The sequence below is a fragment of the Bradyrhizobium sp. 1 genome (assembly GCF_023073315.1).
Taxonomy (GTDB): domain Bacteria; phylum Pseudomonadota; class Alphaproteobacteria; order Rhizobiales; family Xanthobacteraceae; genus Bradyrhizobium.
Map to the genome: position 1 here is coordinate 478,025 of NZ_JADPJH010000014.1, position 13,486 is coordinate 491,510.

Below are 13,486 nucleotides of genomic sequence, written 5' to 3' on the forward strand. Positions count from 1 at the left end.
ATCAAAATCGGCCGGAGGCAACGGTCTAAATCCGGCCCCTCTGGCGTACCAGCGCAAGACCTGAACGGCCCGGCTTGCCCCTTCAGCGGCCTATGGCTTCATGGCCTTGGCCACGTCCCGGACGAGGCCGTGAATGAAGCCCAGTTTGGCGACCACCGCGGGCGACAGGATGAATGGATAGAGGTCGCGCATGCCCATGGCACGGTTGACGCTGTTCATGGCGAAGGTGAAGGGCAGCCATGCGTTGACGATCGCTTCGATGCCTCTTGCCTCGTAGGGGTTGAAACGGATTCGCGCAGTCAACTCCCCGTCGTGGTCGACCTTGGGGCGCACCTCCATGCCGAACTCGGAGGCCATTTCCAAGGTATCGACGATGTGGAGATAGTGCGCCCAGGTCTCGGCAAAGTCTTCCCAGGGGTGCGTGGTGGCGTAGGACGAGACGTAGCTCTGCTGCCAGTCCGGCGGCGCACCTTCGGCGTAGTGGCGCTGCAGGGCCTCGCCGTAATCGACTGAATCGTCGCCGAATACGGCGCGGCATTCTTCCAGCTTGCCGCCGTCGCGCACCAGCACATCCCAAAAATAGTGTCCGACCTCGTGACGGAAATGGCCGAGCAGCGTCCGGTAAGGCTCGCCCATCTCCAGCCTGCGGCGCTCCCGCTCGATGGCGTCGGTCTCGGTGAGCGCGATCGTGATCAACCCGTTGTCGTGACCGGTCAGAATCTTCTCCCCGCTGTTCGGGTCGTCGGCGAGGAAATTGAAGATCAGGCCATGCTCGGGATTGTCCTGCCGGGTCTGAAGCGGCAGCTTCCAGCGGATCAGGGAATAGAACAGCCGTTGTTTCGCCACCTCCAGCTCGCGCCAGCCGGCGAGCTGAACGGGGTCGGAGAGGTCAGGCACGATGCCGTTGTGGCGGCAGGCGCGGCAATAGCCGGTGGTATCGCCTGCATCCGTCAGCCAGTTGCAGGCATCGTACTCGGCATTGCGGCACAGCACGCGGCCCTTGCCCTTGTCGGCGAGCGTGGCCCAGCCCTCCCCATCGGGCTCTATCGCCGACATCGTCTCCTTCTCCGGCAGGAAGGCGACCCGATGGCCGCAGCGTTCGCAGACGCGGTTCTCGAAATAGAGGACGTTGCCGCAGGACTGGCAGACAAAAAGCTTCAAGATTTAGCCTCTTCGGAAACGGAGTTTTGCGAATAAGAGTTGTGGCGCCTCGCAGATACGCGCTCCGACGGCTCATCGTTCCAATGTTTGGAACAAATAGCCAGACCCGGCGTTCGTTCATACCCACCACAATGTGTTCAGTGGCGCATATTCCCCTCCGGACAATGGCCATCACGCTCCGTCTGTGTGAATATCGGTCCGGCACGTTCGCTCACGCATCACAACGGCCGGCACCTTGAACGATCCTTTGCCCGAGACCATCGCCGCCGAAAGGCTGCGCCAGCACCTCGAAGACATCGCGCGGGAGCGCGACAACGCCTATCGCGCGCTCCAGGAGCGCGAGGCCGAGCTCGCGCGCGTCCAGCGCATCGGCAAGGTCGGCGGCCTCGAGGTCGACTTCCGCGAGGGTTTCAAGAACCGCCGATCGCCTGAATATCTGATGATCCACGGCCTGCCGCCTGAGGCCGCCGATGAACCGCACGAGGACTGGGTCACCCGCATCCATCCGGACGACCGCGACGCCACGGTGAAACACTTCTTCGAGGTGCTTTCCGGGACCAGCGAGGATTACACCGCCGAATATCGCATCATCCGTCCGAGCGACGGGAAGACCCGCTGGATCCGTGTCCTCGCCAAGATCGAACGCGACGCGGACGGCCGCGCCATCCGCCTCGTCGGCGCCCATATCGACATCACCGGCCAGGCGCTGGCGCGCGAGACGCTGCGCGAGAGCGAGGAGCGTTTCCGGCTGATCGCCGACAGCGCGCCGGTGCCGATCTGGGTGACAAAGCTCGACCGCACGCGGTCGTTCGCCAACCAGGCCTATGTCGACTTCGTCGGCCTGCCCTACGACCAGGCCATCGCCTTCGACTGGCGCAAGGTGCTGCATCCGGACGACCTGCCGCATGTCTTGCAGCAATCCGTCCAGGGCGAAGCGTCGCTCAAACCGTTCGCGCTGGAGGCGCGCTACAAGGATTCCTCCGGCGAATGGCGCTGGCTGCGTTCGGAATCGCAGCCGCGTTGGGACCCCACCGGCAAGCATATCGGCTTCATCGGCGTCGCCCACGACATCACCGCGGCAAAGCAGGCCGAGATCGAACTCCGCCAGCTCAACGAGACGCTGGAGCAGCGTATCGTCGAGCGCACCGCCGAGCTTGAATCCAACGAGGCACGCCTGCGCGCGATCCTGGAGACCAGCAACCAGTACCAGGGTCTGGTCAACCTCAGGGGCGAATTGCTCTACGCCAACAACACCGTGCTCGACGGCGTCAAGGCGAGCTCCGAGGACGTGATCGGCAAGCTGCTGTGGGAAACACCCTGGTTCACAGGCACCCACGGCATGAGCGCGACCGTGCGCAAGGCCTTCGACACGGTCCTCAAGGGCGAAGCGGTGCGGATGGAGATGCGCTTGCGCCTTCCCATTGGCGAGCGCGATTTCGAGTTCGGCATGCGCCCCGTGCTCGACCGCCACGGCAACATCACCGGCGCGGTGCCGGAAGCCGTCGACATTACCGAACGCCGCCGCGGCGAAGAGGCGCTGCGGCAATCGCAGAAGATGGAGGCAATCGGCCAGCTCACCGGCGGCGTCGCCCACGACTTCAACAACCTCCTCACCATCATCCGCTCGGCGACCGATTTCCTGCGCCGTCGCGAACTGCCGGAGGAGCGCCGCCGCCGCTATGTCGACGCCATCTCCGACACTGTCGAGCGCGCCTCGAAGCTGACCGCGCAGCTTCTGGCCTTCGCGCGCCGGCAGCCCCTGAAGCCGCAGATCTTCAACGTCGGCAGCCAGGTCGAGGCCGTCGCGCAACTGGTCCGGCCGCTGGTCGGAGGCCGCATCGAGATCGTCGTCGAAATCGACGATGCCGATTGCTTCACCGTCGCCGACATCGCGCAATTCGAGACCGCGCTGATCAACCTTGCCATCAACGCCCGCGACGCCATGGATGGCGAAGGCCGTCTCACCATCGCCGTGCGCAAGGTCACGGGCATCCCCAGCCTGCGCGCGCAATCGGCGCGCGGCGGCGACTATGTCGCGATCTCGGTGGCGGACACCGGCAGCGGCATCGCACCTGAGAACATCGACGCCATTTTCGAGCCGTTCTTCACCACCAAGGAGGTCGGCAAGGGCACCGGCCTCGGCCTCAGCCAGGCATTCGGCTTCGCAAAGCAGTCCGAAGGCGACATTGCGGTGACGAGCACGCAAGGCAAAGGCGCGACCTTCACGATCTACCTGCCGCAGGCGCAGAGCCCGGCCGCCGAGAAGGAAGCCGCAGCGCTGACCAGCGAGACCTCGACCAGCGGGCGCGGCTATCGCGTGCTCGTGGTCGAGGACAATGACGATGTCGGCCAGTTCTCGACAGAGCTTCTGGAAGACCTCGGCTATGTCGTCCGCCGCGTCGCCAACGCCAATGCCGCCCTTGCGATCCTCGGCGAGAACGAATTTGCGGTCGATCTGGTATTCTCCGACGTCATCATGCCAGGCATGAACGGTGTCGAGCTCGCCGGCATCATCCGCGAGCGCTATCCGGGCCTGCCCGTCGTGCTCACCTCCGGCTACAGCAACGTGCTCGCGGAGAACGCCCATCGAGGGTTCGAGCTGATCCAGAAGCCGTATTCGGTGGAGTCGCTGTCGCGCATCCTGCGCAAGGCGATCACGGAGAAGCTGTCGGTGGCGCGGTGAGAATGAACATCGCGAGACGCCTCCACAGATTCCGTCATTGCGAGCGCAGCGAAGCAATCCAGAATCATTCGGCGGCGGCAGTCTGGATTGCTTCGTCGCAAGAGCTCCTCGCAATGACGGCGCTATCGCGCCGCCCAACCCGACAGGCTTTTGAAGGTTATGAAATCCGCCCTCCTCTCCACCTGGCAAACCTGGGCGCTGCTATCCGCCTGCTTCGCCGCACTGACCGCGATCTTCGCCAAGATCGGCGTCGAGAACATCAATCCGGATCTGGCCACCTTCATCCGCACCATCGTGGTGCTGCTCGCCTTCTCGGTGCTACTGTTCTTCACTGGCCAGTTCGCGGTTCCTTCGGCGGTCTCGTCGAAGACATGGATGTTCCTGGTGCTGTCGGGGCTTGCGACTGGAGCGTCATGGCTTTGTTATTTTCGTGCGCTGAAGCTCGGTCCCGCCACGCTGGTGGCGCCGATCGACAAGCTCAGCGTCGTGCTGGTCGCGCTTTTCGCCTTCACCTTTCTCGGCGAGCGGCCGAGCGCGCAGGGCTGGGTCGGCATCGCCATGATCGGCGCCGGCGCGGTGCTGCTGGCGGTGAAGTTTTGAGGCGGAACAAAGCGGGCGTGAGATCGGTTTCTGCCGGGACGCTTCCCAGCCTCGATCGAGAAAATCGATGTCGCGCGAAAACCCGGATCAGGCAAGGCAGGCAGGTCGTGCGCTGGATGCGGCCAACTTCTTCCTTGCCGATGTCCGAGATGGACTAGGTCCGTATCTCGCCGTCTATCTCCTCACCGAGCAACGCTGGGACGAGGCGCGGATCGGCCTCGTGATGTCGATCGCGATCATCGCCGGCATCGTGGCGCAGACGCCGGCGGGTGCACTCGTCGACGCCACGCGGGCGAAACGGCTGGTGATGGTTGTCGCCGCCATCATGGTGACGTTCGCCTCGCTGTCGCTGCCCCTGTTTCCGAACTTCGGGCCGGTCGCGATCTCGCAGGGCATCGCGCAGGCCGCGGCCGTCATCTTTCCGCCGGCGATCGCCGCCGTCTCGCTCGGCATCTTTGGCCATGCCGCCTTCACCCGGCGGATCGGCCGTAACGAGACGTTCAATCACGCCGGCAACGCGGTCGCAGCCGGGCTCGCAGGACTCACCGCTTACTGGTTCGGCCCGACCGTCGTGTTTTACCTTCTCGCCATCATGGCGATCGCGAGCCTCGTCAGCATCCTTGCGATCCCGGAACGGGCCATCGACCACGACCTTGCCCGCGGGTTGCACGACGCCGGCGCTGCGCGCCTCCAAGAACAGCCGTCCGGCCTCGCCGTGCTGCTGACCTGCCGCCCCCTGCTCGTCTTCGCAATCTGCGTGCTGCTGTTTCACCTCTCTAACGCGGCCATGCTGCCGCTGGTCGGACAAAAGCTCGCGCTCCAGGACAAGAACATGGGCACCAGCCTGATGTCGGCCTGCATCGTCGCCGCGCAATTGGTGATGGTTCCGTTCGCGATGCTGGTCGGTGCGAAGGCTGACCGCTGGGGCCATAAGCGCTCCTCGCCGCATTGCTGATCCTGCCGCTTCGGGGAGCGCTCTATACGCTCTCGGACAATCGGTTCTGGCTGGTCGGCGTGCAGCTTCTCGATGGCGTCGGCGCCGGTATTTTTGGCGCGATCTTCCCCGTCATCGTCGCCGACCTCATGCGCAACACCGGCCGATTCAACGTCGCGCAAGGCGCCGTCATCACTGCGCAAAGCATCGGCGCGGCACTGTCGACGACACTGGCCGGGCTCGTTGTGGTCGGCGCCGGTTACAGCGCCGCGTTCATCACGCTCGGCGCGGTCGCGGCGGTCGGCGCCGTCGTCTGCCTCCTCGCCTTGCCCGAGACGCGGCATGGCGACCTCCCGGGACAAGGGAAGACAGCGGCTCCAGCATCGGTTATCGCTGCCGAATGAAACCCACTTCAAGGATTGAACGTGCCGTCTGACGCCATCTGGGCCTGGAGCATCATCGTCGCCGCGACCGCGGGCGTCATCATCCGTCCCTTTAGGCTGCCGGAGGCGATCTGGGCCGTCATCGGCGCCGCGGCGCTGGTGCTGCCGGGCTTCCTGCCCTGGCAGGACGCGCTTCTCGGCATCGAGAAAGGCCTCGACGTCTATCTCTTCCTGATCGGCATGATGCTGATCGCCGAACTCGCCCGGCTCGAGGGCCTGTTCGACTATCTCGCAGCCCTAGCGGTGGAATACGCAGGCGGCTCGCCGCAGCGGCTGTTCCTGCTGATCTATCTCGTCGGCACTGTCGTCACCGTGCTGCTCTCCAACGACGCCACCGCGATCGTGCTGACGCCCGCCGTCTACGCCGCGACGCGCGCAGCCGGCGCAAAACCGCTGCCTTATCTGTTCGTCTGCGCCTTTATTGCGAATGCCGCGAGCTTCGTGCTGCCGATCTCAAATCCGGCCAATCTCGTCGTGTTCGGCGCGCACATGCCGCAACTGACGGAATGGCTGCGCCTGTTCGCCCTGCCCTCGGCGGCTTCGATCCTGCTCACCTATGTCGTGCTGCGTCTGACCCAGCACCGTGCATTGAAGGAGGAGACTATCGCACGCAGCGTGCCGCATCCAAAGCTCGGCCTCGGTGGCAAGCTCACGGCCGCCGGCATCGTCGCGATCGGCGTCGTGCTGGTCACAGCGTCTGCGCTGGACAAGCAGCTGGGCTTGCCGACCTTCATCTGCGGGATGGTGACGGCCGCGATCGTGCTGCTGATCAGCCGGCAATCGCCGCTGCCCGTATTGAAAGGCGTTTCCTGGAGCGTGCTTCCGCTGGTCGGCGGTCTCTTCGTGATGGTGGAGGCGCTGATCAAGACCGGCGTGATCGGACAGCTCAGCGCGCTGCTGCACCAGGCGGTGGCGCAATCCGTGCCGCAGGCCGCCTGGAGCGTCGGCATCGCGACGGGGATCGCCACCAACATCGCGAACAATCTGCCGGTCGGCCTCGTCGCAGGTTCGGTTGCCGCCAGCGATCACCTCCCCGCGCCCGTCGTCAGCGCCATTCTGATCGGCGTCGATCTCGGCCCTAATCTGTCGGTGACAGGCTCGCTCGCGACCATCCTGTGGCTGGTCGCACTCCGCCGCGAAAAGATCGAGGTCGGCGCCTGGCGGTTCCTCAAGCTCGGACTGTTGGTGACACCGCCGGCCCTGATCGCGGCCTTGGCCGCCGCGATCAGGTAACGCGAGCATGATCCGGAAAAGTGTGCAGCGGTTTTCCCGGCAAGATCATGCTCAAATAAAAGACTAAGGCGCGATGAGATCATCGCGCCTTAGATCAGTCGTTCTCGTAGCCGTAGACTTCCGGCAGGATGAAGATTGCGGCGAGCAATCCGATCGTCGGGAAGATCGCGACCATCAGCGTGGCATTGGCCTGGCCGATCGCAGCGAACACCGTCGGGAACAGGAAGATCGCCAGGAACGACGGCAGCTTCACGAACATGTAGGCGAAGCCGCTGGCGGTGCCGCGATATTTCGGCTTGGCGACCATGGTCGGGATCGTCATGCAGTTCGAGGCGTCCCAATAGTGCCCCCACAACATGGCGGCGGCCGCGAACGGCAGCAGGATCTTGTTGTCGGTGTAGAGCGCGAAGGCCGCGACCAGCAGCGAGGCCAGCACGATCGAGAAGCCCGCGATCGCGATGCCGCGATGGCCGATCTTCGGCGTCAGCAGCGGCCCGACCCAGCCCGACAATGCGGCGAACGAGAACAGCGCCATCGTCACCAGGTTGATGCCGAGCACGCTCGACACGCCAACCATCACGAACAGCACCGGCAGGTAGAACGCGAAGGTCGAGAACTCGCTGCCTTGCGCAAAACAGGCGATCCAGCCGTAGATCGTGGCGCGCCAGCGGATCGGATCCTTCTTGAGATCGGCGATGAAGGCACGCGTGCTGACCTTCGGCACTTGCACGTCCTGGTCGGGCAGCATGGCAAGATCGTCGTTGAACATCTCGCGCGCCACCTTCTTGGCCTCGCGATAGCGTCCCTTCTGCACCAGCCACACCGCCGTCTCCGGCACGTCGTGACGCATGATCAGGATGATCAGCGCCGGCACCGCTCCGAGGCCCAGCGTCACCCGCCACAGCATCTCGTGCTGGATGTCGAGCAGCAGGAAGATCACGATGACGCCGATGGTCAGGACCTCGCCGACGGCGAACATGAACTGCCAGCGATTGCCCATGACCTCGCGCTCACCCTTGGCCATGGATTCCATGATGTAGGTGTAGCCGGTCGAGATGTCCGAGCCGAGCGGAACGCCGAGCAGGAAGCGGATCACGATGAGCCAGGTCACGTTCGGCACGAAGGCCTGCGCCAGCGCCAGCACGATGAACATCACCATCGTGATCAGGAACATCACGCGGCGGCCGATCTTGTCGGACAGCCAGCCGCCGAGCAGCGCGCCGATCAGCGCGCCACCCTGCGTGCCCGCCGCGGCGAGACCCAGCATCAGCGGATCGGGATTGTACTGCTCCTTGATGAAGATCAGCACGAAGGCGATCGAATAGAGATCCCAGGCCTCGACCAGGATCGAGGCCATCATCAGCCAACCGACCTTGTTGCCCTTGGGACTGTAGTTGGTAATGAGATAGCGGACCGCGGCTTCGCTCGCGGTCGGTTGTGGCACGGCCATCGTCGACATGTTTGGTCCTCTCTTCAAAACTCTTTACGCGCCAAGTACTTTTTAAGCACCAAGCACTTTTTAAGCGCCAAGCAGCGGCTCGATGCTGCAATCGAGCAGGCGCGGGTCGATGCCGGCCTCCATGCCCGTGAACATCTGGTCCATGTAGTCGATCAATGCATCGCTCGCCTTCACGGCATCCTCGACGCGGCGGCCGGCGACGGCTGCGAGAATGGCGAGATGATGATCGATCGTGCCTGACAGGTCGGCCTGCCCCGGCATGAAGCGATGGTGGATGTAGCCAATGCGTCGGTACAGCGTGTGCAGCGGCCGCAGCGTATGCACCAGGAAGGGCTCGCCGGCGGACTCCAGCACCAACGCGTCGATGCGGCGATCGATGCTGTTGAATTCGTCCAGCGTCAGCGTGGCGCGGCGCTCGCGCAGCAGACGGTCGATGTGCAGCGCCTGATTGCGATGCGACAGGCTGGCGCGATCGGCCGCAAGGCGGATCACGAAACGCTCCATGTCGCGGCGGAGGCCAAGCAGCATCCGCTCACGCGCGAGATCAATCGGCGCGATGTGCAGGCCGTGGCGCGGACGGATGATGATGAGCGTATCGGCGGAGAGACGATTGACGGCGTGATGTACCGGCGTGCGCCCGAAGCCGGTGATGTGCTGCAACTCCAGCATCGTCATGAATTGTCCGGGCTTGAGCTCGCAATGGACGAGGAGCTCTTCGATCCTCTGATAGGCCAGCTCGAAGAAGTTGAGACGGTTGCGCCGCGAGGGCTTGCCCTCGCCGTCGTCGTCGTGTCTCACCACCTCGAGCGCGCGCTTGCGGCGTGCCATGTTGTTCTCTCCCGTCAGCCCGCGCTCTCGTTGCAGGGTGGCGCCTTATTTGTCGCAGCCTTAAAACATGTTGTGATATATTACAAGCAGGCGTAAGACTTCCGCGCGCCCGCAACATGTTGCGGTGCGGCATAACAACGAGGCGCGAGGCGCCTGTGACGGGAGGATAATTGCTGTGAAGATTACGTCGATCGAGACGCTGCGCACCGAGGAATTCTCCAACGTCATCTGGGTGCGCGTCCACACCGACACGGGCATGATCGGTCTCGGCGAAACCTTCTACGGCGCGGGCGCGGTCGAAGCGCAGATCCACGACACGTTTGCCGGCCGCCTGCTCGGCCGCAATCCCCTCCACATCGAAGCCATCCACCGCGACATGCTGAACCTGCCGATGGCGCAGTCCTCGACCGGCGTCGAATATCGCGCCGCGTCCGCCATCGACATCGCGTTGTGGGATTTGTTCGGCAAGGTCTGCAATCAGCCGGTGCACCAGATGCTCGGCGGCCTCTGCCGCGACAAGCAGCGCATCTACAACACCTGCGCCGGCACCCAATATGTCCGCTCGACCAATATCAGCCCGGTCGCGAACTGGAATCTCGGCGCTGCCAAAGGTCCCTATGAGGATCTCGACGGCTTCATGCACCACGCCGATGGGCTGGCCGAAAGCCTGCTCGAAAGCGGCATCTCGGCGATGAAGATCTGGCCGTTCGATCCGGCGGCACAGGAAAACAAGGGTCTCTACATCACCGCCGCGCAGATGAAGCAGGCGATCGAGCCGTTCGAGAAAATCCGCAAAGCCGTCGGCGACAAGATGGAGATCATGGTCGAGCTCCACTCATTGTGGAACCTGCCGACCGCCAAGCAGATCGCGCGCGCGCTCGAACCGTACAAGCCGACCTGGTACGAAGACCCGATCCGGATGAACTCGCCGCAGGCGCTGGCCGAATATGCGCGATCGACAGACGTCTGGGTCTGCGCCAGCGAGACACTGGGCTCGCGCTTCCCCTACAAGGACATGCTCGACCGCGATGCCATGCATGTGGTGATGGCCGATCTGTGCTGGACCGGCGGCCTCACCGAGGGCCGCAAGATCGCGGCGATGGCCGAGACCTATCACCGTCCTTTCGCACCGCACGATTGCATCGGCCCGATCGGCTTCATCGCCGCCATCCACATGTCGTTCAGCCAGCCCAACACGCTGATCCAGGAATCCGTGCGCGCCTTCTACAAGGGCTGGTACAATGAACTCGTCACCACGATGCCTGTCATCAAGGACGGTTTTGTCTATCCGATGGAAGGACCCGGCCTCGGCGTCGACCTTCTGCCCGCTGTATTCGGCCGCAGCGATCTCACCGTGCGCCGCTCCAACGCTTGAGGATCTTTTGAGATGAGCACCGCCCTGTTCGACCTCTCCGGCCGCACTGCACTGATCACCGGCTCCTCCCGCGGGCTCGGCCGCGCCATTGCCGAGGGCATGGCCAGGGCCGGCGCGAAGATCATCATCAACGGCGTCGATCCCAAGCGGGTCGAGCAGGCCGTCGCCGAGTTTCACGCTGCCGGTCTCCAGGCCGAAGGCGCCGCCTTCAACGTCACGGACGAGCCGGCGATCGTGGCCAGCTTCGAGCGTTTCGACCGCGAAGGGCTCGCGGTCGACATTCTCGTCAACAATGCCGGCATTCAGCACCGCAAGCCGCTGGTCGAGTTCACCACCGACGAATGGCGCAAGGTGATCGAGACCGACCTCACCAGCGCCTTCGTGATCGGCCGCGAGGCGGCCAAGCGCATGATCCCGCGCAAGCAAGGCAAGATCATCAATATCGGTTCGCTCGGCAGCGAGCTCGCGCGTCCGACGATTGCGCCCTACACCGCGGCCAAGGGAGGCATCAAGAATTTGACCCGATCGATGGCAGTGGAATGGGCCCAGCACGGCATCACGGCCAACGCGATCGGCCCCGGCTACATGCTCACCGACATGAACGAGGCGCTGGTCAACAACACCGATTTCAACAACTGGCTGATGGGCCGCATCCCCTCAAAGCGCTGGGGCAGGCCTGACGAGCTGGTCGGCGCTGCGATCTTCCTCGCGTCGGATGCCTCCACCTATGTCAACGGCCAGATCATCTATGTCGATGGTGGCATGATCTCCGCGATGTGATCGCGAAAGTCCGAGGAGCAAGCCATGCGCGCCGTCGTCATTCACGCCCCGAAAGATCTGCGGATCGACAACTACCCTGACACGGCGCCTGGCCCGGGCGAAGTCCGCGTCAAGATCGCCAATGGCGGCATCTGCGGCTCCGACCTGCACTACTATCACCACGGCGGTTTTGGCGTCGTCCGCATCCAGCAGCCGATGGCGCTGGGGCATGAGATCGCCGGCGTGGTCGCAGCTGTCGGTGACGGCGTCACCAATGTGAAGCCGGGCACACGCGTCGCGGTCAATCCGAGCAAGCCGTGCGGCCAGTGCCTGCATTGTCAGGAAGGCATGCGCAACCAGTGCCTCGACATGCGCTTCCTCGGCAGCGCGATGCGCTTTCCCCATGTGCAGGGCGGCTTTCGCGAGTTCCTCACCGTCGATGCGACGCAGGCCGTGCCGATCTCCGACAGACTGTCGCTGGCGGAAGCCGCGGTCGCCGAACCGCTCGCAGTATGCCTGCATGCCGGCAAGCAGGCCGGCCCCCTGCTCGGCAAGCGCGTGCTGATCACCGGTTGCGGCCCGATCGGCGCGCTGATGATTCTTGTCTCACGCTTTGGTGGCGCATCCGAGATCGTCGTCACCGATGTCGCCGATGCGCCGCTCGCGGTCGCCAGGAAGCTCGGCGCCACCCACGCCATCAATGTCGCGACCGATGCCACCGCGCTCGATCCCTGGCGCGCCGGCAAGGGTGTATTCGACACATTGTTCGAGGCCTCCGGCAACCAGGCCGCGCTCCGCACAGCGCTCGACGTGCTCAGGCCCGGCGCGACGCTGGTGCAGCTCGGCCTCGGCGGCGAGATGACGCTGCCGATCAACGCCATCGTCGCCAAGGAATTGCAGCTGCGCGGCACCTTCCGCTTCGATCCCGAATTCGAGCTTGCGGTGCGGCTGATGGGTGAAGGCCTGATCGACGTCAAACCGCTGATCACGGCGACCATGCCATTCGAGAACGCGGTGGCCGCGTTCGAGCTTGCGACCGACCGCTCGCAGTCGATGAAGGTGCAACTGACGTTCTAGAGCTATTGGCTCTCGATCAGCCGGTCGCTGATCAGCCGCACGGCGCCACGTTTCCACGAATAGTCCGCGCCGAGGCGCAGGCCACTGTCGCCGCGCGCCAGCACCGCGCCGGTTTTAGTGTCGCGAACCTGGAAGCCAAGCGTGTACTCGGTGCGGCTGACCCGCCGCACTACGCCGATCAGTGACTGATCCGCGCCGAGCTTTTGCGCCATCGCGGCCTCGCATCCATTGCAGTCGCGCAACGCCGGCGTCTTTGCCGCCTCGCCACCCACCTCGACGATACGATAGCGGCCGGATTGGCCGAGCGCCTCGCGCACGCTGCCGGTGACCTCGGCCAGATAGGATGCGTCCGACGTGGCCGATGCGCCCACCGAAGCCGCGGTCGTGTCCTCGAGCTCGAAATCGAACACGGCAAGCGCGATCGGCGCAGGTGTTGCGAGTGCCGCGATGATCTCGCGGGACACGAAAATCTCGGCGCGCTCCCACGATTCATCATTGTCGCCGCGGAAGGTGTAGAGCTTGTCCATCACGAGCTTTTTGGCGCCGACGTCGATCACGGCGACCTTGGCCCATTGCACCAGCGTGCTCGTCTTCTGGATGCCGCCGATGACCTTGAACGCCGCGTCGTCCTGGGTGGACGGGGCGAGCCGATAGCGCCCACCTTCGCCGATATCCCGCCTGAGCGCGGCCATGAACGCCTGAAGCCGCCGCTCGTGGGCGGCGGTCTGGTTGGCCGGCTCGGCGGACGTGTCGGTATAGCTGAAATCGTCCATGGCAACGCCGAGGGCGGCCTCGGCACCGGCAGGCGAACAGGCCGCCGGGAGGACGACGAGGAGAATGGCAGAGAAGATCGACCTGAAACGGCGCATGCGGGCCTCGTGTGATGGAGCAGCGTCGCAAGCTGGACGGCGGCTTCGCGCCGCGCAGCAGCGCC

Annotated in this window: 10 protein-coding genes and 1 pseudogene; 7 read left to right on the plus strand and 4 right to left on the minus strand. The window is 64.3% G+C overall.

The window, feature by feature from the left end:
- Nucleotides 1-90: 90 nt before the first annotated feature.
- Nucleotides 91-1,161 carry a putative zinc-binding peptidase gene (locus tag IVB29_RS10955; RefSeq protein WP_247503390.1) on the minus strand — a complete coding sequence of 357 codons (1,071 nt, stop codon included), beginning with the start codon at nucleotides 1,159-1,161 and terminating at the stop codon, nucleotides 91-93.
- Between the two features lie 235 nt (nucleotides 1,162-1,396).
- Between IVB29_RS10955 and IVB29_RS10960 the strand changes: the two genes are divergently transcribed.
- From IVB29_RS10960 to IVB29_RS10975, 4 genes and pseudogenes are all read left to right on the plus strand, one after another.
- On the plus strand, nucleotides 1,397-3,844 hold the full coding sequence (locus IVB29_RS10960; protein WP_247503391.1) for a PAS domain S-box protein: 2,448 nt from the start codon (nucleotides 1,397-1,399) through the stop codon (nucleotides 3,842-3,844).
- A gap of 159 nt (nucleotides 3,845-4,003) precedes the next feature.
- Nucleotides 4,004-4,444: an EamA family transporter gene (locus IVB29_RS10965; protein ID WP_247503392.1), complete on the plus strand. Its 441-nt coding sequence runs from the start codon at nucleotides 4,004-4,006 to the stop codon at nucleotides 4,442-4,444.
- Nucleotides 4,445-4,511: 67 nt separating this feature from the next.
- Nucleotides 4,512-5,782: pseudogene (locus IVB29_RS10970) on the plus strand (MFS transporter).
- A 21-nt stretch (nucleotides 5,783-5,803) separates the two neighbouring features.
- Nucleotides 5,804-7,054: an arsenic transporter gene (locus tag IVB29_RS10975; protein ID WP_247503393.1), complete on the plus strand. Its 1,251-nt coding sequence runs from the start codon at nucleotides 5,804-5,806 to the stop codon at nucleotides 7,052-7,054.
- Between the two features lie 94 nt (nucleotides 7,055-7,148).
- Here IVB29_RS10975 and IVB29_RS10980 read toward each other — a convergent pair whose 3' ends face one another.
- Complete coding sequence (locus IVB29_RS10980; RefSeq protein WP_247503394.1) at nucleotides 7,149-8,513, minus strand: MFS transporter; 1,365 nt, start codon at nucleotides 8,511-8,513, stop codon at nucleotides 7,149-7,151.
- A gap of 60 nt (nucleotides 8,514-8,573) precedes the next feature.
- The gene (locus tag IVB29_RS10985) at nucleotides 8,574-9,341 is read right to left on the minus strand and encodes a GntR family transcriptional regulator (protein ID WP_247503395.1); all 768 of its coding nucleotides are present in this window, start codon (nucleotides 9,339-9,341) and stop codon (nucleotides 8,574-8,576) included.
- 175 nt (nucleotides 9,342-9,516) lie between these two features.
- Between IVB29_RS10985 and IVB29_RS10990 the strand changes: the two genes are divergently transcribed.
- Genes IVB29_RS10990 through IVB29_RS11000 form a run of 3 tightly spaced genes read left to right on the plus strand, consistent with a single transcriptional unit; the run spans nucleotide 9,517 to nucleotide 12,552 of the window.
- Nucleotides 9,517-10,716 (plus strand): mandelate racemase/muconate lactonizing enzyme family protein, encoded by a 1,200-nt coding sequence (locus tag IVB29_RS10990; RefSeq protein WP_247503396.1) that lies wholly within the window; start codon nucleotides 9,517-9,519, stop codon nucleotides 10,714-10,716.
- 12 nt (nucleotides 10,717-10,728) lie between these two features.
- On the plus strand, nucleotides 10,729-11,496 hold the full coding sequence (locus tag IVB29_RS10995) for an SDR family oxidoreductase (RefSeq protein ID WP_247503397.1): 768 nt from the start codon (nucleotides 10,729-10,731) through the stop codon (nucleotides 11,494-11,496).
- A gap of 24 nt (nucleotides 11,497-11,520) precedes the next feature.
- A complete protein-coding gene (locus tag IVB29_RS11000; RefSeq protein ID WP_247503398.1) occupies nucleotides 11,521-12,552 on the plus strand; it encodes an L-idonate 5-dehydrogenase in 1,032 nt (343 codons plus the stop codon).
- Between the two features lie 2 nt (nucleotides 12,553-12,554).
- Here IVB29_RS11000 and IVB29_RS11005 read toward each other — a convergent pair whose 3' ends face one another.
- Nucleotides 12,555-13,421 (minus strand): DUF3280 domain-containing protein, encoded by an 867-nt coding sequence (locus IVB29_RS11005; RefSeq protein WP_247503399.1) that lies wholly within the window; start codon nucleotides 13,419-13,421, stop codon nucleotides 12,555-12,557.
- Nucleotides 13,422-13,486 lie beyond the last annotated feature (65 nt).